We start from the raw sequence: 21,287 nt of genomic DNA, 5'->3' as shown, positions 1-21,287 counted from the left end.
CCGTGGGACACCTCACCGAAGGAACCGACCAGCCGGTCAACGACCGGATGCTGACGCTCGACCGGCTGCGCCACCTCGTCGCGGAGGGCGACGTGGACACGGTCGTCATGGCGTTCACCGACATGCAGGGGCGGCTGCAGGGAAAGCGGCTGCACGCGCAGTACTTCCTCGACGTCGCGCTCGAGGCGGGGACGGAGGGCTGCAACTACCTGCTGGCCGTCGACGTCGACATGAACACCGTCGACGGCTACGCCATCTCGTCGTGGGAGCGAGGCTACGGCGACATGGAGTGGGTCCCCGACTGGCGCACGCTCCGGCTGCTGACCCACCTCCCGGCCACCGCCATGGTGCAGTGCGACCTCGTGTGGCTCGACCACTCACCCGTCGTCGAGTCCCCGCGGGCGATCCTGCAGGCGCAGATCGACCGGGCCGCGGCACTGGGCTTCACCGCCCACGCCGGGACCGAGCTGGAGTTCATCGCCTTCGAGGACACCTACGAGGCCGCCCACGACGCCAACTACCAGCGGCTCCGGGGCGTCAACCAGTACAACGTCGACTACTCCGTGCTCGGCACCACCCGGGTCGAGCCGCTGCTGCGCGACATCCGCAACCACATGTACGCCGCAGGGATGGACGTCGAGGGCGCCAAGGGCGAGTGCAACTTCGGCCAGCACGAGATCGGGTTCCTCTACAACGACGTGCTCGTCTCCGCCGATAACCACGTCGTCTACAAGAACGCCGCGAAGGAGATCGCGGCCCAGCACGGCAAGTCGATCACGTTCATGGCCAAGTACGACGCCCGCGAGGGCAACTCCTGCCACATCCACCTCTCGCTGCGCGGCACGGACGGCGGGCTGGTGTTCTGGGACGAGGAGACCAACACCCGGACCCCGCTCTACGACCAGTTCGTCGCCGGGCTGCTGGCCACGGCCCGCGACTTCACGCTCCTCTACGCACCCAACGTCAACTCCTACAAGCGCTTCGCCGACGCGTCGTTCGCGCCGACGTCGGTCGCCTGGGGCATCGACAACCGCACCTGCTCGATCCGGCTGGTCGGCTCGGGGAAGTCGGCCCGGCTGGAGAACCGCATCCCCGGCGGCGACGTCAACCCCTACCTCGCGCTGGCGGCGATGATCGCCGGCGGCCTGCACGGCATCGAGCAGGAGCTGGACCCGGTGCCGGAGACCGAGGGCAACGCCTACACCTCCGGTGCCGACCGGGTGCCGCGGACGCTGGCGGAGGCCCGCGCGGCGTTCGCCGACAGCAAGGTGGCACGATCGTGTCTCGGTGACGCGGTGGTGGACCACTACACGAACATGGCCGACGTCGAGCTCCGCGCGTTCGAGGCCGCGGTCACCGACTGGGAGCTCCGGCGAGGCTTCGAGAGGCTGTAACCCGCATGACCGACACCTTCACGGTCGTCGACCCGGCCAGCGGCCGCCCCCTGACCGAGGTGGCGCTGGCGTCCGTCGAGGAGACCGACCGCGCGATCGAGGCCGCTCAGGAGGCGTTCGCACACTGGCGCTCGGTCGCCCCCGGTGAGCGTGCGGCGGTGCTGCGCCGCTTCGGCGACCTGGTCGACGCCCACGTCGAGGAGCTCGCCGAGCTGGAGGTCCGCAACGCCGGCCACACCCTGGCCAACGCCCGCTGGGAGGCCGGCAACGTCCGCGACTGCCTCCACTACTACGCCGGTGCTCCCGAACGGCTCTTCGGACGCCAGATCCCCGTCGCCGGCGGGACCGACCTGACCTTCCACGAGCCGCTCGGCGTCGTTGGGATCATCGTCCCCTGGAACTTCCCGATGCCGATCCTCGGCTGGGGCGTCGCACCGGCCCTCGCCGCCGGCAACACGGTCGTCCTCAAGCCTGCCGAGCTCACGCCCCTCACCGCCGTCCGGATCGCGGAGCTCGGGCGCGAGGCCGGCCTCCCGGAGGGCGTCTTCACCGTGCTGCCGGGCAAGGGGTCGGTCGTGGGCGAGCGGTTCGTCACGCACCCGCTGGTCCGGAAGGTCACCTTCACCGGCTCCACCGAGGTGGGCAAGCGGATCATGGCCGGCTGCGCCGAGCAGGTGAAGCGGGTGACGCTCGAGCTCGGCGGCAAGAGCTCCAACATCGTCTTCGCGGACGCCGACCTCGCCGCCGCGGCCGCGTCCGCGCCGTACGCCGTGTTCGACAACGCCGGGCAGGACTGCTGCGCACGGTCGCGGATCCTGGTGGAGCGCTCGGCCCACGACGAGTTCCTCTCGCTCCTCGAACCGGCGGTCAGCGGCCTCAAGGTGCTCGACCCGGCCGACCCCGACAGCGAGATGGGCCCGCTGATCTCGGCGGAGCAGCGTCGCCGGGTGCAGGGCTACCTCGACGACGTCGAGGTGGCCTTCGCGGGGACCACCCCCGGCGGCGACGGCTTCTGGGTGCCGCCGAGCGTGGTGCTCGCCGACGACCCGGCCGCGCCCATCTGGCGCGAGGAGGTCTTCGGGCCCGTCGTCGCGGTGATGCCCTTCGACGACGAGGCGCACGCCGTCGAGCTCGCCAACGACACCGAGTACGGCCTGTCGGGCTCGATCTTCACCAGCGACCTCGGACGGGGCCTGCGGGTCGCGCGGGCCGTCGAGGCCGGCAACCTCAGCGTCAACTCGCACGCCGCGGTGCGCTACTGGACCCCGTTCGGCGGCTACAAGCAGTCCGGCCTGGGTCGCGAGCTCGGGCCGGACGCCCCGCAGGCGTTCACGGAGGAGAAGAACGTCTTCATCGCCCACTGAACCGCGGCCACCCCCGGGTCGCAGGCAGCACCACCAGAGAGGAACCACCATGGCAGGACGTCTCCAGGGCAAGGTGGCCGTCGTGACGGGCGGCTGCTCGGGCATCGGTCTCGCCACCGTCGAACGCTTCGTCGAGGAGGGCGCCCGCGTCGTCATCGGCGACATCGACGACGAGCGCGGCCACGTGCTGGTCGGGCAGCTCGGCGGCGAGGAGATCGCGACGTACGTCTCGGTCGACGTGACCGACAAGGAGCAGGTCGACGCACTCTTCGCGACCGCGAAGGACACCTACGGGTCGGTCGACATCGCCTTCAACAACGCCGGCATCTCCCCGCCCGAGGACGACTCGATCCTCGACACGGACCTCGAGGCGTGGCGGCGCGTGCAGGAGGTCAACCTCACCAGCGTCTACCTCTGCTGCAAGGCTGCGCTCCCCCACATGCTGGCGCAGGGCTCGGGCTCGATCATCAACACCGCGTCGTTCGTGGCCGTGATGGGCGCGGCCACCTCGCAGATCTCCTACTCCGCCTCCAAGGGCGGGGTGCTGTCGATGAGCCGCGAGCTCGGCGTGCAGTTCGCGCGCGACGGGATCCGGGTCAACGCGCTGTGTCCCGGGCCGGTCAACACGCCGCTGCTGCAGGACCTCTTCGCCGCCGACCCCGAGCGGGCGGCGCGGCGGCTGGTGCACGTCCCGATGGGCCGGTTCGGCGAGCCGCGCGAGATGGCGAACGCGGTGCTGTTCCTGGCCTCGGACGAGTCGTCGTTCATCACGGCGAGCAGCTTCCTGGTCGACGGCGGCATCTCCGGCGCCTACGTCACGCCGCTCTGAGATGCCTGCCCCCATCATCGGGCTCACCACCTACCGCGAGCAGGCGGCCTGGGGGGTCTGGGACCAGCGCGCCGACGTCCTGCCCACGCAGTACGCGCAGGCGGTCGAGGCCACCGGCGGCGTCCCGGTGCTGCTGCCGCCGGTCGACCAGACCGGCGCCGCGGACACGGTCGTTGGGCGGCTCGACGGGCTGGTGATCAGCGGGGGCGCCGACGTCGACCCGGCGCGCTACGGCGCGGGACCGCACGCGCGGACCGCCGGCTGGCGTCCTGACCGGGACGCCTGGGAGCTGGCCCTCCTGGACGCCGCGGCGGCCCGGGCACTGCCGGTCCTGGGGGTCTGCCGCGGGATGCAGCTGATGGCGGTCCACGCCGGCGGTTCGCTGGACCAGCACACGCCGGACCTGGTGGGGCACGAGCAGCACAGCCCCGGCGGTGACCGGTTCGGCACGGTGGAGGTCGCCACGGTGGCCGGGTCACGGGTGGGGAGCCTGGTCGGCGATTCGCTCTCGGTGACCTGCCACCACCACCAGTCCGTGCAGTCGCACCCGGGGTTCACGGCCTCGGCACGAGCCACCGACGGGACCCTGGAGGCGATGGAGTCCGACGGCGACCGGTTCTGCGTGGCGGTGCAGTGGCACCCGGAGACCGCCGCGGACGTCGGGCTGCTCGCGGGCCTGGTCCGCGCGGCTGCGACGTACGCCGTCGAAGGTGCTGGGAGACTCTCCCCATGAGCGGCACCACCACCGACGTCCTGGGTGAGCCCTGGACCTCCGAGACGATCCACTTCCCGCCCGACGAGGAGGGGCAGGTGGTCGCCACCCTCGTCTCGCGGCGTGCCGCCGAGCCGACGAACCGGGCGGTGCTCTACGTCCACGGGTTCTCCGACTACTTCTTCCAGACCGCGTACGCCGAGTGGTGGCTCGAGCGCGGCTACGACTTCTACGCCGTCGACCTGCGCAAGTACGGCCGCTCGTTGCTGGCGCACCAGACGCCGGCGTACGTCACGGACCTGCGGGAACACTTCCCCGAGCTGGACTCGGCCTGGCACCGGGTCACCGAGCGCGACGGCCACGATCACGTCGTCCTCTCGGCCCACTCCACCGGGGGGCTCGTCTGCTCCCTGTGGGCGCAGGAACGGCAGGTCGCGCTGGCCGGCATGGTCCTGAACTCGCCGTGGTTCGACCTGCAGGGCAAGGCGTGGATGCGCTCGGTCGGCACCTTCGTGCTCGACCAGGTCGGTCGACGCCGTCCGCGCCGAGTTCTCGGGACGAAGGCTCCGGGCCTCTACGGCCGCAGCCTCCACCGGGACCACGAGGGCGAGTGGGACTTCGACCCCGCGCTCAAGCCGCTGGACTCGCTGGCCGTGCACCTGGGCTGGTTGCGCGCGATCCGCCGGGGGCACGCCGAGCTGCACCGCGGGCTCGACCTCCGCTTCCCGGTGCTCGTGCTCTCCTCGGACCGCACGACCTGGCCCACCGAGATGGGCGAGGACGTCCACACCCACGACATCGTGCTCGACGTCGAGCAGATCCGTCGCTGGTCCCCCGCCCTCGGGCGGCACGTCACCTACGTGGCCGTCCCCGGCGCACGACACGACGTGGTCCTGTCCCGGCCCGACGTGCGCGCCCGGGCCTACGACGAGCTCGAGCGGTGGCGGACGGCGTACGTCGACCGCTGAGACCTCGGTGGCTCGCTGCGCCCTAGAGTCTCGAGCATGCGCGCAACCCCGACGCTCCCCTCCGGCCCGGAGGTCCTCCTCCGCGGCGGGTCGGACCGACGTTTGACCCAGGGCCTCGTGGCCCTCTCGGTCCACGTCGTCGACGACGGACGCGCGACCGCGGAGGTCGAGGTGACCGGTCACCCGGAGGGCGTCACCCTGAAGGGAGCGAAGGTCGGCGCGTCCACGCTGGCGATCCGGCTCACCGCTGACGAGGACGACTTCATCGGCGGGGTCACGGAGGTCGAGACCCGCCTCGTCGCAGGCGCCGCGCCCACCACGGTCCTCCGGGCCGACGGGACGGCGCGGGTCGCCGACTCGGCAACGGCCGTGACGCTGACGTTCGGCGCGGAGATCCAGTCCGGGTCCGTACGCCGTCGCGCCGGCGGGACCATCGCTCGCTGCCGTGCCACGGCACCCGGGCTGCGGCACGGGTCCCGGATCACCCTGGCCACACCTGGCCGCGGGGCCGACGCAGACCTCGAGGTCGTCGAGATCTGGCACCGGTTCGACGCTGCCCATGGGCTGTGGGTCGAGCTCGTCGCGAGGACGTAGGCCGCACGCATCGTCCGAAAGGCCCGGCGGTCAGCCCTGCAGGCCCTCGCGGACCTCGGCCAGCGCGACGTCGAGGTCGACGGCCGGGGCCCAGCCCCAGGTCCGGGCGCGGTCACCCGTGATCCGGCCGGTCCAGGCGGGAGCGTCGTCCCAGACCGGCTCGACGCCGACGGCACCGGTGACGGTCTCGTAGTAGTCGCGCTGGGTGGCGGTCCCGGCCACGAGGTCGACCGGCGTGCACTCGCCCTCGACCGGGCCGGTGTCCGCGTCGGTCGACAGCATGATCCGGCCGCAGGCGAGGTCGGCCAGGAAGTCGGCGAGGTCGTCGACGTGCACCCAGTTGAACGAACCGCCCGGAACGGCGTGGCGGGCCTGCTCCTCCTCGCGGATCGCCGCGGGGCGCAGCGTGTTCCACACGGATGTCTCCCCGGCCCCGAGGATCGCCGGCGGCCGGACCAGCACGCGGGTCATCCCCTCGACGTCGGCCAGCGCGAGGTCGGCGTCGCGCTTGGTCACGGCGTAGGCACTGGTCTCGTCGGCCACCAGCGGCGACGACTCGTCCACGTCGCCGGTGCCCGGCGTTCGGTCGTAGACGGCGGCCGTCGAGACGTGCACGAAGCGCGCCACCCCCGCGTCCGCCGCCGCCCGGGCGAGGCGCACGGTGCCCTCGACGCCGATCGCGTGCTGGGTCGACCGGTCGCTGCCCATCGGGTGCACCGTGGTGATGACCGCGTGGGCCCCGGCGACCACGTCGGCGGCGACGTCCGGGTCGGTGAAGTCGCCGACACGCTCCTCGACACCGGCGAGGGCCGGGGCCGTGCCCGCACGTCGTACGACAGCACGCACCACCACACCGCGCTCGACCAGCGCCGCACATGTGCGCGCCCCGACGAACCCGTTGGCCCCGGTCACCACGACGACCGGCGCCCGGTCCGCTGGAGAGCTGCTCATGGCGCAAGCCTTGCACGGGCAACAACCGGCAGGATGGCGGCATGAGCAACGACTCCCCCACCGACCAGCCCCGTCGTGCCGTCCTCGTCACCGGGGGCTCCCGCGGCATCGGCGCCGCCGTCGCCCGCGCCTTCGCCGCCCAGGGCGACCGGGTCGCGGTGCACTACGGCGTCTCCGCCGACCGGGCGGCCTCGGTCCGCGCGGCGCTGCCCGGTGACGGCCACGTCACCGTGCAGGCAGACCTGGCAGACCCGGCGGCGGTCCGGTCCTGCGTCGAGGAGGCGGCCGACCTGCTCGGGGGGCTCGACGTGCTGGTCAACAACGCCGGCGTCTTCCTGGCCCACCCACCGCTCACCACCTCGTACGACGCGTGGCAGGAGGCGTGGTCGCGCACGCTCGCCACCAACCTCACCGGCGCCGCCAACGCCACCTTCTGCGCGATCCCGCACCTGCGCGCGGCTGGCGGCGGAGCGGTGGTCAACGTGTCGAGCCGGGGCGCCTTCCGGGGCGAGCCGCACAACCCGGCGTACGCCGCGTCGAAGGCGGGGATGAACGCCTTCGGCCAGTCGATGGCGCTCGTCCTCGCCCCGTACGGCATCTCCGTGGGCACGGTCGCCCCCGGCTTCGTGCAGACCGAGATGGCGCGCGAGGTGCTGGAGGGCGACAGCGGCGACGCGGTCCGGGCCCAGTCGCCCTTCGGCCGGATCGCGGAGCCCGAGGAGGTGGCCGCCGCGGTCGTCTGGCTGGCCTCGCCCGCCGCCCGGTTCGCCTCCGGCACGATCATCGACGTCAACGGGGCGTCGTACCTGCGCAGCTGACGACTCGTCGCGCCGATCGCCGGTGCGGGTGCGACGGCCCCGGGTTCGTCCGCGAGTCTCGGGGTCGGTGACGGAGACAACCGTCACGAACCCCCGGTTTCCCCGGCCGGGGAAAGCCCTCAGGCCCCCTCAGTCCGCCAGCAGCACGACCAGCGCGACCACGCCGACCACCACGATCACACCCCGCAGCACGAGCGGGGGCAGCCGGCGCCCCACGCTGGCGCCGATCTGACCGCCCACGATCGACCCGGCGGCGATCAGCCCGGCGACCGCCCAGTCGACGTGGGCGACGACGATGAACACGGCGGCTGCGATGGCGTTGACCAGCCCGGCGAGCACGTTCTTGGTCGCGTTGTGCCGCTGCAGCGAGTCGGCGACGCCGATGCCCAGGATCGCGACGAGCAGCACGCCCTGGGCGGCGCCGAAGTAGCCGCCGTAGACCCCGGCGAGGGCGACGGCCGGCCAGACCCACCACGCGCCGTGCTCGGGCAGCCCGCCGCGGCTCTCGGCACGGGCCGCGACCCGGCGCGAGATCCAGGGGCCGGTCACGACGAGCACGAGACCCAGGCCGATCAGTGCGGGCACGATCGCGTCGAACGCCGCCGAGGGCAGCACGAGGAGCAGGACAGCGCCCGCCGTACCTCCCAGGAGGGAGGCCGAGGCGAGCCGCAGCAACCGGCTCCGCTGCCCGGCCAGCTCCCTGCGGTAGCCGATCGCACCGGAGACCGAGCCCGGCACCAGGCCGATCGTGTTGGAGACGTTGGCCGTCACCGGCGGGACACCGAACGCGAGGAGGGTCGGGAACGTGATCAGCGTTCCCGACCCCACCACGGTGTTGATGGTTCCGGCCGCGACCCCGGCGAGCAGGATCGCGACGACCTCGAACCAGGTCACGCGGTCGGAGGCGCCCCCGGCGACGGCGGGCCCTGCGGCGGGGGTGCGTCGTCGGGCAGGTCGTCGGTCAGCGGGTCAGGCTCGGGGACGGGCGACGCCTTCCGCTCGGCACCGGGGTTGGCGGCCTTGGCCGCCGCCTCGATGGCCTCCTGGACCGCCTTGTTGGCGCCGCTGAGCTCCTTGTCACCGGCGGTTCCGGCCAGCTGCGGCTCGCTCGGCCCCATGTCGACACGCTTGCGGGGCGTCGCGTCCTGCGGGATCCCGGCGACCTCGTGGATCGAGGAGCCGAGGCCCTCCAGCGCCTTGGTGATCTCGGAGGGGATGACCCACACCTTGTTGGCCTCGCCCTCGGCGATCTTGGGCATCATCTGGAGGTACTGGTAGGCCAGCAGCTTCTGGTCCGGCTGCCCGTCGTGGATCGCCTGGAAGACGGTCTGGATCGCCTGCCCCTCACCCTGGGCGCGCAGGATCTGGGACTCGCGGTCCGCCTGCGCGCGCAGGATCTGCGACTCCCGGTCGCCCTCGGCGTTGAGGATGGCGGACTGCTTGGAGCCCTCGGCCGTGAGGATGGCCGACTGCCGCTGGCCCTCGGCGGTGAGGATCAGCGCCCGCTTGTCGCGGTCGGCGCGCATCTGCTTCTCCATCGAGTCCTTGATCGAGGGCGGCGGGTCGATCCCCTTGATCTCCACGCGGTTGACGCGGATGCCCCACTTGCCGGTGGCCTCGTCGAGGACGCCACGCAGCCCGGTGTTGATCTCCTCGCGGCTGGTCAGGGTCTGCTCGAGGTCCATGCCACCCACGATGTTGCGCAGGGTGGTCATGGTGAGCTGCTCGACGGCCTGGATGTAGTTGGCGATCTCGTACGTCGCCGCGACCGGGTCGGTCACCTGGAAGTAGATGACGGTGTCGATCGACACCACGAGGTTGTCCTCGGTGATGACCGGCTGCGGCGGGAAGCTGACCACCTGCTCACGCAGGTCGATGAGGTAACGGACCTTGTCGATGAAGGGGACGATGATCTTGAGGCCCGCGTCGAGGGTCTGCTGGTACTTCCCGAACCGCTCGACGATGCCGGCCCGCGCCTGCGGGATGATCTTCACGGTCTTGGCCAGCATCACGATGGCGAACACCGCGAGCAGCGCCAACACGATGAGCAAGGTGGGCATCAGATCTCCTCCGAGTGGATGGCGGTCATGGTTCCAGGCGTGGGACGGGGTGGACGTACGCGGTGGCGCCGCGGATCTCGAACACCTCCACGGTCTCACCCGACTCGATGGTGAGCGTCTCGTCGTAGGGCTGGGCGCTCCAGAGCTCGCCCGAGAGCCGGACCCGGCCCGGCGTCAGCGAGGTGACGGTCTCGGTCACGATCCCCTGCGTCCCGACCAGCTTGCGGTGCCCCAGGCGCAGCTCTGGCCCGTGGTCGAGCTTGCGGGCGAGGCCGGGCCTCACCACGGCGAGCATCCCGACCGAGGTGATCAGGGCGACCACCGCGGCGATCGCGAACGAGTCCGTGAAGAACGAGGCCACCATCCCGCCGAGCGCGCCGGTGGCGAGCATGATCAGGACCAGGTCCAGGGAGAACATCTCCGCAACACCGAGCACGATGGCCAGCGCGAGCCACGACTCCGTCATGTGTTCGCGGATCCAGTCCATGCCGCAACCCTATCCGGCGGCACCCGATCCCACGGCTGGTTCAGAGTGCGCGCCGCGGCGTCCGCCGCCGGGCGCTGAAGCGGCCGTCCTCCGAGGACAGGCCCAGGGGCATGCCGAAGGTGTCGCTGAGCGCCTCCTCGGTCACGACCTCCTCCATCGGACCGGACGCGACGACGCGCCCTTCCCGCAGCAGCATCGCGTGGGTGAACCCCGGGGGGATCTCCTCGACGTGGTGGGACACCAGCACCGTGGCGGGCGAGGCCGGGTCGTCGGCCAGGACCGAGAGCGTGTTGACGAGGTCCTCGCGACCGCCGAGGTCCAGGCCCGCTGCCGGCTCGTCGAGGAGCAGCAGCTCCGGGTCCGTCATCAGCGCGCGCGCCACCTGCACCCGCTTGCGCTCCCCCTCGCTGAGGGTGCCGAACGTGCGCTCCGCGAGATGGCGTACGCCGACCTCGACCAGGAGCTCGTCGGCGCGCTCGTGGTCGAGCTCGTCGTAGGCCTCGCGCCAGCGGCCGACGACGCCGTAGGACGCCGAGACCACCACGTCGTGGACACGTTCGTCGCGCGGGATCCGCTCGGCGAGCGCGGCGCTCGTGAGCCCGATCCGGGGCCGCAGCTCGAACACGTCGACGGTGCCGAGCACCTCGTCGAGGATGCCCGCGACCCCCACGGTCGGGTGCAGCTGGGCGGAGGCGACCTGCAGCAGCGTGGTCTTGCCGGCTCCGTTGGGGCCCAGCACCACCCAGCGCTGGTCCTCGGCGACCTCCCAGTCGACGGAGTCGAGCAGGGTGGCACCGCCCCGGCGCACCGTCACGCCCGCGAACTCCACGACAGCGACCATGGCGGTCACCCTATCCACCGCTCCCCCGCTACCCGGCGGCGCGTATCGTCGCGCGCCGTGAGCGACTCCGACCTGCACACGCTGCCCGTGTCGGGCAGGGTCGCGTGGTGGGCGACCGCGTGGCTGCGCGGGCGGACCGTCACCGACCTGGCCCTCGACGCGGTCGCCGCCGACGGCCGTCTGCACTGCGGACCGGGTGGCGAGCCGCTGGTCGAGCTGCTCGGCCGGCTCCGGGCCGCGGGCGCGACAGACTGCGGGCTGGCGCTGCCGGTCGAGGGAGACCCGCTGGGGCTCGGAGGACCACGGGAGCTCAACGACCTCGCGCTCGAGCACGGCGAGGCGGTGGTGGCGCCCGCCGCCGGGCTCGCGCTCGTCCCGGACGTCGGGACCGAGGTCGTGACGTGGCGGCTGCTCCCTGCTGCGCGGCGGCAGCTGCCCGACGTGGGCGAGACCGACCGGGCGCTCCGGCGAGCGATCATCGAGACGGCGAACGACCTGGCAGCGCTCGACGTCGCCCGCTGGCGCCCGGAGGCCGCGGACCTGCTCATGGGCCCGGACCGGCGCGAGCCGCTCCCCGCACCCGAGGGCACCCCCGCCCGCTGCGTCGAGCTGGCCGGCCGTGCCCTGTCAGCGGCGGCGATCGTCGACGTGGCGCTCGCGGACGACGGGGCCGCGGTGTCGGTCGGCGAGATCGCCCGGCGGCGGGCGGCGCTGGACCCCCTCGAGCGTGCCTCGCGCCGCGCCCTGGTCGCGGCGTGCTCCCCCGAGGTGTGGCCGCCGGGCTGATCAGGCGTCGGCCCAGACGCCCAGCTCGTTGCCGCTGGGGTCGAGGAAGTGGAAGCGACGGCCGCCCGGGAACTCGTAGGGTCCGGCGACGACCTCGCCACCCGCCGCCTCGACGGCGCGGACCGTCGCGTCGAGGTCGGCGGACCAGAGCAGGACCAGCGGTCCGCCCCGGGCCGGGGTCGCTGTGGCGTTGAGCCCGCCGACCTCCCCGGTGCCGTCCGCGGAGCGGATGCCGGCGTAGGTGTCGCCGTAGTCGTTGAACTCCCAGCCGAAGGCCGAGGAGTAGAAGGCACGGGTCGCGGGCAGGTCGGAGACGGCCAGCTCGACGTAGTCGATGGTGTGGTGGAGGTGGCTCATGCGGGCCACGCTACGAGCCACCGCCCACAGCCGACCCCGACGGCGCTAGCCTCGTCCCGCGATGGACCACGAAGCCCCGAAGACCCTCCTCATCACGCTGAGCGGCAAGGACCGGCCCGGTGTGACGTCCGCGATCTTCACCACCCTCAGTGGCGCCGGCGTCGAGGTCCTCGACATCGAGCAGATCGTGCTGCGCCGCCGGCTGATCCTCGGCGTCCTGGTCCGCGCGCCGCGCGACTGGAAGAAGCTGCGCGCCGCGGTCGAGGAGACCGCGGCCGCCCTCGACATGGGGGTCGACGTCGACCGCGGCGTCGGTGACAACCTGGCCCGCTCGCAGGGGCGATCGCACGTGACCGTGATCGGCACCCCCCTCAAGGCGGGCCACATGGCAGCCGTGGCGGGCCGGATCGCCGACAGCGGCGCCAACATCGACCGCATCGAGCGGATGGCCCGCTACCCGGTCACCGCCATCGACCTGCACGTCTCGGGTGCCGACCCCGACCGGCTCCGGGCCCTGCTCGCGGCCGAGGCGGCCACCCAGGGCATCGACGTGGCCGTCCAGCCCGCGAACCTGATGCGACGCGGGATGCGGTTGATCGTGCTCGACGTCGACTCCACGCTCGTGCAGGGCGAGGTCATCGAGATGCTCGCCGAGCACGCCGGGCAGGCCGAGGAGGTGGCCCGGGTCACCGAGCAGGCGATGGCGGGCGAGCTCGACTTCGAGGAGTCGCTGCGGTCGCGGGTCGCGCTCCTCGAGGGAGTGCCGGCCACCGCCCTCGACCAGGTGTACGACGACCTCGTGCTCGCCCCCGGGGCGCGGACCATGGTCCGGGTGCTGCGTCGCCTCGGCTACCGCTTCGCGCTGGTGTCGGGGGGCTTCTCGCAGATCACCGACCGGCTGGCCGAGGCGCTGGGCATCCACTACTCCCACGCCAACGAGCTCGAGATCGTCGACGGCCGGCTCACCGGCCGCATCGTGGGCGACGTGGTCGACCGGGCGGGCAAGGCGACCGCCCTGCGCCGCTTCGCCGACGCCGTCGGCGTACCGGCCGAGGCCGTGATCGCGATCGGCGACGGCGCCAACGACCTCGACATGCTCGCCGCGGCCGGACTCGGCATCGCCTACAACGCCAAGCAGGTCGTCCAGGAAGCGGCGGACACCTCGGTCAACGTCCCGTACCTCGACGCGATCATGTACCTCCTCGGGATCTCCCGCGAGGAGATCGAGGCCGCCGACGAGGAGGCAGGCTTCACCACCCCGGCTCCCCCGCTCTGAGCTCGCCGGGCACTTCCGCACGCCATCACCCCGCCGACCGGTCACGCCTGCAGGCCACGGCGCCGGTCAGCCGCTTGATGGCCACCAGGGGCTGACCGGTCAGGGGCCGCGGTAGCCCACCAGCCGGGCACCGGCCCACGCCAGGTCCCCCCACGCCCCGTCCAGCTCGAAGACCGCGACGGCGCCCGCGGGGAAACCCGAGGCGACCAGGTCGTTCGTGGCGTCGGGGTCGCCGTCACCGTCGTCGAGGAGCTGCGCCATCGACCCCATGGTCGGGTTGTGGCCCACCACCGCGACCGTGACCACCTCCTCGGGCACCTCGCGCACGAGGTCGAGCGCGGTCTCCGGCTCGGCGGTGTAGAGGGCCCGCGACAGGTCGGGCGCCAGCTCCCAGCCCGCGCCGCGGGCGAGCGCGTCCCAGGTCTGGGCCGCCCGGGTCGCCGCGGAGACGAGCGCGTGGTCGGGGCGGAGGCCCTGCCCGGCGAGCCAGGTGCCGGCGGACTCGGCGTCACGGACCCCCTCGTCGGCGAGGGGCCGCTCGGCATCGGTGGTGCCCGACTGGCCGGCCCGGGCGTGGCGGATCACGAGGAGTCGACGCGGCTGCACGCGCCCACTGTGGCAGCCGCTAGCCTCCCTGTCATGCCTCCCGGACCTCTCATGATCATCGGTGGCGCCGAGGACAAGCTGCGTCGGCCCACGATCCTGCGGGAGTTCGTCGACGCGAGCGGCGGAGCGGAGGCCAGGATCGCCGTCATCCCGACCGCGTCGTCCCTCGGCGACGCCGTCGTGGAGGTCTACGACGCCGTCTTCCGCAAGCTCGGGGCCGCCGAGGTCGTGCCCGTCCGTCCCGAGTCGCGCGAGGACGCCCACGACGCCGACCTCGTCGCCCGCCTGCACGGCGCCACCGGCATCTTCATGACCGGCGGCAACCAGCTCAAGCTGTCCTCGATCATCAGCGGCACCCCGCTGGGCGAGGCGATCCACGAGGCCCACCGCGACGGCGTGGTCGTCGCCGGCACCTCCGCCGGGGCCAGCATCCAGTCCTCCCACATGGTCGCCTTCGGCGGCCCGGGCGCCACGCCCAAGCAGCGGATGACCCAGGTCGCCGCGGGTCTGGGGCTGCTCGAGTCGGCCGTGATCGACCAGCACTTCGACCAGCGCAACCGCTACGGACGCCTGCTGATGATCGTCGCCCAGTCGCCGCAGCTGCTCGGGATCGGCGTCGACGAGGACACCGCTGCGGTGGTGACCGAGAGCGACGGCCGGCAGCTGCTCAGGGTCAGCGGTCGCGGCTCGGTCACGATCTTCGACCCCGCCCGCATGGTCACCAACGCCTACGAGGCCCAGCGCTCCAGCCCGCTGCTGGCCAGCGGCGTCACGCTGCACGTGCTGCCCGAGGGGGCGACGTACGACCTCACGGCCCGCGAGCTGCTGCCGCAGCAGTGGGCGGTCGACCCCGAGGACGAGGCCGAGCTGGCCGAGGCCCAGCACGACATGCGCCAGATGGCCCGTGACATCGCGGCCGGCGACGCCTCCCCGGCGGCGCTTCGCCGACGCCTCGCCCGCACCAGGTCCAGGCTTCAGCCCCACCGACAGGACGGAGACGACCGATGACCGAACGTCCCACTCCCGACCTCACGATCCTCGAGACCCGGGTCTACCGCGGCGCCAACGTCTGGTCGTACGAGAAGGCGATCCACCTGGTCGTCGACCTCGGCGTGCTCGAGCAGCACCCCACCAACACCCTCCCCGACTTCACCGACCACCTGCTGCAGATGCTGCCCGGGCTGCGTGAGCACTCCTGCTCGCGCGGGCGGCGCGGCGGCTTCGTCGAGCGACTCAACGAGGGCACCTGGCTGGGCCACGTCGCCGAGCACTGCGCCCTCGCCCTCCAGCAGGTCGTCGGCCACGACATCCGGCGCGGCAAGACCCGGATGGTCAAGGACCGCCCGGGCGTCTACAACGTGATCTACGGGTACGTCGACGAGCAGGTCGGCCTGGCCGCCGGGCGGCTCGCGGTACGCCTGGTCAACCACCTCGTCGAGGGCGACCCCGACTTCGACTGGGACGCCGAGCTCGAGGCGTTCATCAAGCGGGCCGAGCGGACGGCCTTCGGCCCCTCCACGCAGGCGATCGTCGACGAGGCCGTCTCGCGTGACATCCCGTGGCTGCGCCTCAACCAGCACTCCCTCGTCCAGCTCGGCCAGGGCGTCCACGCCAAGCGGATCCGCGCCACGATGACCTCCGAGACGTCCTCCATCGCGGTCGACGTGGCCTCCGACAAGGACCTCACCACCAAGCTGCTCGGCGCCGCCGGGCTGCCCGTGCCCAAGCAGGAGTCGGTCCGTACGGCCGACCAGGCCGTCCGTGTCGCCGGCCGGATCGGCTACCCCGTCGTGGTGAAGCCGCTCGACGGCAACCACGGCCGCGGCGTCTGCCTCGACCTGCAGGACGAGGACGCCGTGCGCGAGGCGTTCCCGATCGCCGAGGAGCAGTCGCGACGCGGCTGGGTCATCGTCGAGAGCTTCGTGACCGGCAAGGACTACCGCTGCCTGATCATCGACGGCCGGATGGTCGCGATCGCCGAGCGGGTGCCGGCCCACGTGGTGGGCGACGGCTCCTCGACCGTCGAGCAGCTCGTCGAGGACACCAACGCCGACCCGCGCCGCGGCGTGGGCCACGAGAAGGTCCTCACCCGGATCAAGATGGACGCGGCCGCCCAGGAGGTGCTCGCCGGCCAGGGGCACACGCTGACGTCCGTCCCGGAGGAGGGCGAGATGGTCAAGCTGGCCCTCACCGGCAACATGTCGACGGGCGGCATCTCCATCGACCGGACCTTCGAGGCCCACCCGGAGAACGTCGAGATCGCCGAGGAGGCGGCCCAGATGATCGGGCTCGACATCGCCGGCATCGACTTCATCTGCCCCGACATCACCGAGCCGGTCCGCGAGACCGGCGGCGCCATCTGCGAGGTCAACGCCGCACCCGGCTTCCGGATGCACACCCACCCGACGATCGGCGAGCCGCAGTTCATCGCCAAGCCCGTCGTCGACATGCTGTTCCCGCCGGGCGCCCCCTCGCGGATCCCGATCGTGGCGGTGACCGGCACCAACGGCAAGACCACGACGTCCCGGATGATCTCCCACGTCTTCAAGGGCATGGGCCGCAAGGTCGGCATGACCTCGACCGACGGCGTCGTCATCGACGAGCGGCTGCTGATCCGGGCCGACGCGTCCGGGCCGCGGTCGGCACGGATGGTGCTGCAGAACCCGCGTGTCGACTTCGCGGTCTTCGAGGTCGCCCGCGGCGGCATCCTCCGCGAGGGCCTCGGCTACGAGCGCAACGACGTCGCCGTCGTCCTCAACGTGCAGCCCGACCACCTCGGGCTGCGCGGGATCGACACCGTCGAGCAGCTCGCGGACGTCAAGGCGGTCGTGGTCGAGGCGGTCCCGCGTACGGGCTCCGCGGTGCTCAACGCCGACGACCCGCTGGTCCGCGAGATGCGGCGCAAGTGCAGCGGCGAGGTCGTGTGGTTCTCGATGTCCGAGCCGGGCTCGGAGGTGCGCGACATGATCGACGCCCACTGCCGTCGCGGTGGCAAGGCGCTGGTCCTCAACCCGTCCGACCGCGGCGAGATGATCGTGGTCAAGCACGGGCGGCGCGAGATGCAGCTCGCGTGGACCCACCTGCTGCCCGCCACGTTCAACGGCCGTGCGCGGATGAACGTCCAGAACTCCCTGGCCGCGGCGGCCGCCGCCTTCGCCGCCGGAGCCCCGCTGCACGACATCCGGCAGGGCCTGCGGACCTTCTCGACGAACTACTACCTCTCCCCCGGACGGCTCAACGAGGTCGAGGTCAACGGCGTCAACGTCATCGTCGACTACTGCCACAACGCACCCGGCATGCGGATGCTCGGCGACTTCGTCGACCGGGTCGGCGAGTCGCTCTCGTCCTCCCACGAGCTGGCGCGACCCTCGCGGATCGGCATCATCGCCACCGCGGGCGATCGGCGTGACGCCGACATGCGCGAGCTCGGCGAGATCGCGGCCCAGCACTTCGACGTCGTCATCGTGCGCGAGGACGAGGCCCTCCGGGGCCGTGAGCGTGGTGCCACGGCGGAGCTGGTGCGCGAGGGCGTGCAGGAGGCGATCGCCGCCGGCGCCCGCTGCAAGCAGGTCGAGGTCGTGCTCGAGGAGATCGAGGCGGTCCGCCACGCCATGGCCCGCGCCAACAAGGGCGACCTGTGCGTGGTGTGCGTCGACAAGCACGCCGCGGTGATGAGCGAGCTGGAGAACTGGTCCAACCAGGCGTACGCCGGCGCCGGCGCAAGCCCTGACGCTCCCGCCGCCGACCCGGACTACGCGCCTCAGTCCGAGGGCTGATCGGCGATCACCTCGGTCACGAAGCGCAGCACGGCCGGGTGGGCAGGGTCGATCAGGTGCCCACCGCGCACCTGCTCGTGCCGGGCTTCGGGCAGGGACGACACCAGCTGCTCGTCGACCGCCAGGGCCGCTGGGTAGGAGCTCTCCCCGGAGAGCACCAGTGTGGGCTGGCTGACGGACGCGAGCTCCTCCGCGCTCGGCAGCCACGGCTGCTCGCTCAGGTCCAGGCCGCGACCCCGGATCTCGGCCAGCACCCCGGGTCCACCAGCGGCGAAGAGCTCCTGCACCTCGCCGGGGAAGGACTCCCACGTACCGGGCCCCAGGGCCAGCTCGAGAACGGTCCGGGCCGCTGACCCGGGTTCGTCCCCCGCGCGGCTCAGCACGTTCTCACGCAACTGCGTGGCCCACGCCTGCGCCTCCGCGTGGATGGCGAACACCGCCGGTTCGAGCAGCACCAGGGCGCGCACCAGGCGTGGGTGCTTCACGGCGAGCGCCAGCGCGATCAGCCCCCCGGTGCTCCGCCCGATGACGACCGCCGGGCCGCCGACCTCGGCGAGCAGCGCCACCGCGTCGTCGAGGTGGTCGTCGAGGTCCACGGTCAGCGGTGGTGTCGCCCACGCGCTCCGGCCGAAGCCGCGCCTGTCGTAGACCACACAGGTGCCCAGCGCGGCGAGTGCCTCCGCGGCGTCCTCCCAGAACGCGCACGAACTCGGGCTGCCGTGGATCCCCAGGATCGGATCGCCGGTGCCGCGCACCTCGTGGAAGAGCTCGAGCCCTCCTGTTCGGAGGGTGGCCATGAGGTCAGCGTACGCCCGCCCGAGGCGGGAATCACCCCTGCGTGAGCGCCTGCACCAACCGGATCCCGAGGCCGTCCACGGAGCGGTCGCTCGCGGTCAGGGCGACCACCGCCACCCGGTGGTCCGGGTCGACGCCGACGAAGGAGCGGTAGCCGGCAGTACCCCCGTTGTGCCACAGCAGCACCCCGTCGCTGCCGTGCCACCGCAACCAACCCAGGCAGTGGTCCATCCGGGCACCCGGCACCCGCGGCTGCTGGCTCAGCCGGATCGCGTCACCGAGCGGCCCCGGCGGCGGCTCGAGCTGGGCCGCCAGGAAGCGCTGCAGGTCCGCCAGCGTCGACCAGAGCGCACCACAGCCCGCGAGGGCGTCGAAGGTCCAGGCCTGGGTGCGGGGCCGCCCACGGCGGCGGTGACCGGGCAGGCCGTCCCCGGGATCGACTCCGGTGCTGCGCAGCCCGAGCGGGTCGGACACACGCTCACGCACCAGGTCGGCGTACGGCCTTCCGGCCCTGACCGCGAGGGCGTGGCCCAGCAGACCCGCACCGAGGTTGGAGTAGGCAGGTCGGCGACGCCGCTTGAGCCTCGTCGACGCGAGGGACCGGACGAGTGCCTCGTGGTCGACGTCGCCGTAGGGATCCGGGTGGCGGCTGAGCGCCCGCGACCACAGCTCCTTCGGGATCCGGGGCAGCCCGGACGTGTGCGTCGCCAGCTGCTCGAGAGTGACGTCACGCACCGGTCCGGAGAGGTCGTCGACCAGCGCGCCGACCGGGTCGTCGAGGGCGACCGTGCCGTCCACGACGTACGTCGCCAGGAGCAGGCCGGTGAACACCTTGGTCACCGATCCGATCTGGAAGCAGCCGGAGGGATCGCCGGCCCACGTCACCGCCTCGCCGCCGACCAGCCCGCCGACCGAGAGCCGTCGGTGGCTCGGTGCCGCGGCGGCGACCACCGCCTCCGGCGCCTCAGCCGTGCGCGGCACGGACCTTCCCGCCGAGCGTCTCGGGGTCGTCGGCGGTCCCGTCGTGCTCGGCGATCCAGGCGAAGACGTCCTCGCGCTCCGCGTGGCACATCAGCCCGACGACGTCGCCCGGCTGCGCCTGCCCGACCAGCGCGGCCAGGGCCGCGACCTCGGTGGGGTAGGACTCCAGCTCCTCGACGCCGACGCGTGCGGCGCCTGCCCGCATCAGGCCGTCGAGCTCCGCCACGGTGCGACCGCGCAGGTAGTGCTGCTTGTGGCCGATCGCCACCACGTCCGAGCCCATCGCCCCGATCTCACCGAGCCGCTCGATGAGGTCGTCCTGTCGGTCGCCGACCGCGCCGAGGCCCAGGAGCAGCCGGGCGCCGGGGCGGCGTACGCCTCCCATGACCTCGAGCAGCGCCTCGAGCCCCGCCTCGTTGTGGGCGAGGTCGACGACGACCGTGACCTCGCCGATGCTGAAGAAGTTCATGCGTCCGGGGTTGTGCTCGGCATCGGGTCGGAACGACCTGAGGCCGGCCGCGACGACCTCCCGGGGGATCCCTGCCGCGAGTGCCGCCGACGTGGCAGCCAGGGTGTTCTCGACGTTGAAGCGGGACAGGCCGGCGAGCGTCATCGGCACGTCCACCAGCTCCACCACGAGCTCGGGGTCGGCGTTCGGCGCCACCACGCAGACCCAGCCGTCGATCACCGTCGTCGCCCGTCCACCCTCGTTGAGCACCTCCCGGATCGCCGGGGAGTCGGGGTCCCGGGAGAACACCCACGGACGCGCCTTGATCACGGTACGCATCGCCAGCACCCGCGGGTCGTCGCCGTTGAGCACCGCCCAGCCGCCCTTGCGCGTGATCCGCGGGACGACCGCCTTGACCTCGGCGAGCTGGTCGAGGGTGTCGATCCCCTGCAGCCCGAGGTGGTCGGCGGAGACGTTGGTGACGACGGAGACGTCGTTGCGGGTGAGGCCGATGCCCTTGAGCAGGATGCCGCCGCGGGCGGTCTCGGTGACGGCGAACTCCACCTCCGGGTGCGCCAGCACCCGGCCGGCCCCGCTGGGCCCGGAGTAGTCGCCCGCCTCGACCAGCGCGCCGTCGACGTAGATGCCGTCGGTGTTGGACCACCCGACGACCAGGCCGTTGGTCCGCGCGACGTGGGCGATCATCCGGCTGGTCGTGGTCTTGCCGTTGGTACCCGTCACGGCCACCACCGGTACTCCCGGGGTCAGGGTGCGCGGCCCCTCGCCCACCGCGGCGGCCGCGACCCGCTCGGCCGCCCGGTGCATCAGCTCGTCGACATCGGTCGCCGGCAGGGCGTCGATCACCTCGGCGACCGCGCGCCCCATCTCCTGCGCGCGCTCCCGATGCCGCCACGGGTAGGCGACCACGATCTGGTGCGGGTCGCTCGTGGGACGCACCCGTACGGCCAGCCGCGTCGTCCCGCTCTCGGCCGCCAGCGCCCTCACCAGCCGGGCCACGGCGCGGATCGCGAACCGCTGCCGGAAGCCGGTCCCGGGCTCCCCCGGCCGCGCCTGCCCGAGTCCGATGCGGCGGGCGAACGCCTGGGCCGTCCTCGTGGGGACGTCGGACAGCGCGCCGATGTCGAGGGTCAGCTTGATCGCCGCGCGGGGGAAGTAGAGGTTCGGCCCCTCCAGCACCCGGAGCTCCACGAGTGAGGTCACGGGCGTGACGCTAGCGGAGGCCT

At 72.7% G+C, this 21,287-nt stretch carries 21 protein-coding genes; 11 read left to right on the top strand and 10 right to left on the bottom strand.

Translation table 11 applies throughout. The features are described 5' to 3' along the window. Window positions 1–2: 2 nt before the first annotated feature. Genes EXE57_RS01580 through EXE57_RS01555 form a run of 6 tightly spaced genes read left to right on the top strand, consistent with a single transcriptional unit; the run spans window position 3 to window position 5,861 of the window. Entirely contained in the window at window positions 3–1,394 is a 1,392-nt protein-coding gene (locus EXE57_RS01580; RefSeq protein WP_279633186.1) for a glutamine synthetase family protein, read from the top strand. 5 nt (window positions 1,395–1,399) lie between these two features. After that, a complete protein-coding gene (locus EXE57_RS01575; RefSeq protein ID WP_135073369.1) occupies window positions 1,400–2,758 on the top strand; it encodes an aldehyde dehydrogenase family protein in 1,359 nt (452 codons plus the stop codon). Window positions 2,759–2,807: 49 nt separating this feature from the next. Beyond that, window positions 2,808–3,587, top strand: coding sequence for a 3-oxoacyl-ACP reductase (locus EXE57_RS01570; RefSeq protein WP_135073367.1), 780 nt, complete (start codon window positions 2,808–2,810; stop codon window positions 3,585–3,587). A gap of 1 nt (window position 3,588) precedes the next feature. Then, window positions 3,589–4,320, top strand: a complete 732-nt coding sequence (locus EXE57_RS01565; RefSeq protein ID WP_135073365.1) for a gamma-glutamyl-gamma-aminobutyrate hydrolase family protein — start codon at window positions 3,589–3,591, stop codon at window positions 4,318–4,320. Further along, window positions 4,317–5,267 (top strand): alpha/beta hydrolase, encoded by a 951-nt coding sequence (locus EXE57_RS01560; RefSeq protein ID WP_135073364.1) that lies wholly within the window; start codon window positions 4,317–4,319, stop codon window positions 5,265–5,267. The genes EXE57_RS01565 and EXE57_RS01560 overlap by 4 nt, the downstream gene beginning before the upstream one ends. Window positions 5,268–5,303: 36 nt before the next feature. Beyond that, window positions 5,304–5,861 (top strand): hypothetical protein, encoded by a 558-nt coding sequence (locus EXE57_RS01555; RefSeq protein ID WP_135073362.1) that lies wholly within the window; start codon window positions 5,304–5,306, stop codon window positions 5,859–5,861. A 30-nt stretch (window positions 5,862–5,891) separates the two neighbouring features. Here the strand turns inward: EXE57_RS01555 and EXE57_RS01550 are convergent, their stop codons facing one another. After that, on the bottom strand, window positions 5,892–6,812 hold the full coding sequence (locus EXE57_RS01550; RefSeq protein ID WP_135073360.1) for an NAD-dependent epimerase/dehydratase family protein: 921 nt from the start codon (window positions 6,810–6,812) through the stop codon (window positions 5,892–5,894). 41 nt (window positions 6,813–6,853) lie between these two features. Here EXE57_RS01550 and EXE57_RS01545 point away from each other — a divergent pair, with 41 nt between their 5' ends. Further along, complete coding sequence (locus EXE57_RS01545; protein ID WP_135073358.1) at window positions 6,854–7,630, top strand: SDR family NAD(P)-dependent oxidoreductase; 777 nt, start codon at window positions 6,854–6,856, stop codon at window positions 7,628–7,630. A gap of 129 nt (window positions 7,631–7,759) precedes the next feature. On the opposite strand, the gene EXE57_RS01540 is transcribed toward EXE57_RS01545, so the two are convergent. Genes EXE57_RS01540 through EXE57_RS01525 form a run of 4 tightly spaced genes read right to left on the bottom strand, consistent with a single transcriptional unit; the run spans window position 7,760 to window position 11,018 of the window. Further along, complete coding sequence (locus EXE57_RS01540) at window positions 7,760–8,524, bottom strand: sulfite exporter TauE/SafE family protein (protein WP_135073356.1); 765 nt, start codon at window positions 8,522–8,524, stop codon at window positions 7,760–7,762. After that, window positions 8,521–9,690: an SPFH domain-containing protein gene (locus tag EXE57_RS01535; protein ID WP_135073354.1), complete on the bottom strand. Its 1,170-nt coding sequence runs from the start codon at window positions 9,688–9,690 to the stop codon at window positions 8,521–8,523. Before EXE57_RS01535 ends, EXE57_RS01540 begins: the two co-directional genes overlap by 4 nt. Window positions 9,691–9,715: 25 nt before the next feature. Next, window positions 9,716–10,177: an NfeD family protein gene (locus EXE57_RS01530; RefSeq protein ID WP_135073351.1), complete on the bottom strand. Its 462-nt coding sequence runs from the start codon at window positions 10,175–10,177 to the stop codon at window positions 9,716–9,718. A 40-nt stretch (window positions 10,178–10,217) separates the two neighbouring features. After that, window positions 10,218–11,018 carry an ABC transporter ATP-binding protein gene (locus tag EXE57_RS01525; protein ID WP_135073349.1) on the bottom strand — a complete coding sequence of 267 codons (801 nt, stop codon included), beginning with the start codon at window positions 11,016–11,018 and terminating at the stop codon, window positions 10,218–10,220. Window positions 11,019–11,075: 57 nt separating this feature from the next. Here EXE57_RS01525 and EXE57_RS01520 point away from each other — a divergent pair, with 57 nt between their 5' ends. Then, window positions 11,076–11,804 (top strand): hypothetical protein, encoded by a 729-nt coding sequence (locus tag EXE57_RS01520; protein ID WP_244246947.1) that lies wholly within the window; start codon window positions 11,076–11,078, stop codon window positions 11,802–11,804. Here EXE57_RS01520 and EXE57_RS01515 read toward each other — a convergent pair whose 3' ends face one another. Further along, complete coding sequence (locus EXE57_RS01515; protein WP_208542930.1) at window positions 11,805–12,161, bottom strand: VOC family protein; 357 nt, start codon at window positions 12,159–12,161, stop codon at window positions 11,805–11,807. A gap of 61 nt (window positions 12,162–12,222) precedes the next feature. Here EXE57_RS01515 and serB point away from each other — a divergent pair, with 61 nt between their 5' ends. Next, window positions 12,223–13,437, top strand: coding sequence for a phosphoserine phosphatase SerB (gene serB / locus EXE57_RS01510; protein ID WP_135073345.1), 1,215 nt, complete (start codon window positions 12,223–12,225; stop codon window positions 13,435–13,437). Between the two features lie 99 nt (window positions 13,438–13,536). Here serB and EXE57_RS01505 read toward each other — a convergent pair whose 3' ends face one another. Continuing rightward, a complete protein-coding gene (locus EXE57_RS01505; protein WP_135073343.1) occupies window positions 13,537–14,043 on the bottom strand; it encodes a SixA phosphatase family protein in 507 nt (168 codons plus the stop codon). Window positions 14,044–14,076: 33 nt separating this feature from the next. On the opposite strand from EXE57_RS01505, the gene EXE57_RS01500 reads away from it, so the two are divergent. Both EXE57_RS01500 and cphA read left to right on the top strand, forming a co-directional pair. Further along, window positions 14,077–15,051 (top strand): cyanophycinase, encoded by a 975-nt coding sequence (locus tag EXE57_RS01500; protein WP_135073341.1) that lies wholly within the window; start codon window positions 14,077–14,079, stop codon window positions 15,049–15,051. Further along, window positions 15,048–17,819, top strand: coding sequence for a cyanophycin synthetase (gene cphA, locus EXE57_RS01495; RefSeq protein WP_135073339.1), 2,772 nt, complete (start codon window positions 15,048–15,050; stop codon window positions 17,817–17,819). The genes EXE57_RS01500 and cphA overlap by 4 nt, the downstream gene beginning before the upstream one ends. On the opposite strand, the gene EXE57_RS01490 is transcribed toward cphA, so the two are convergent. From EXE57_RS01490 to EXE57_RS01480, 3 genes are read right to left on the bottom strand one after another with little or no spacing between them, the layout of a single operon-like run. Then, on the bottom strand, window positions 17,804–18,616 hold the full coding sequence (locus tag EXE57_RS01490; RefSeq protein WP_135073337.1) for an alpha/beta fold hydrolase: 813 nt from the start codon (window positions 18,614–18,616) through the stop codon (window positions 17,804–17,806). The two genes, cphA and EXE57_RS01490, sit on opposite strands and share 16 nt — an antisense overlap. A 31-nt stretch (window positions 18,617–18,647) precedes the next feature. Then, entirely contained in the window at window positions 18,648–19,595 is a 948-nt protein-coding gene (locus tag EXE57_RS01485; protein WP_135073335.1) for a serine hydrolase domain-containing protein, read from the bottom strand. Beyond that, window positions 19,579–21,264, bottom strand: a complete 1,686-nt coding sequence (locus EXE57_RS01480; protein ID WP_244246946.1) for a Mur ligase family protein — start codon at window positions 21,262–21,264, stop codon at window positions 19,579–19,581. Before EXE57_RS01480 ends, EXE57_RS01485 begins: the two co-directional genes overlap by 17 nt. Between the last annotated feature and the right edge of the window lie 23 nt (window positions 21,265–21,287).

Origin of the sequence: Nocardioides euryhalodurans, assembly GCF_004564375.1 — a bacterium.
GTDB classification, from domain to species: Bacteria; Actinomycetota; Actinomycetes; order Propionibacteriales; family Nocardioidaceae; genus Nocardioides; species Nocardioides euryhalodurans.
The sequence above is the reverse complement of the archived record's forward strand: the minus strand, read 5'-3'. Positions and strand labels throughout refer to the sequence as shown.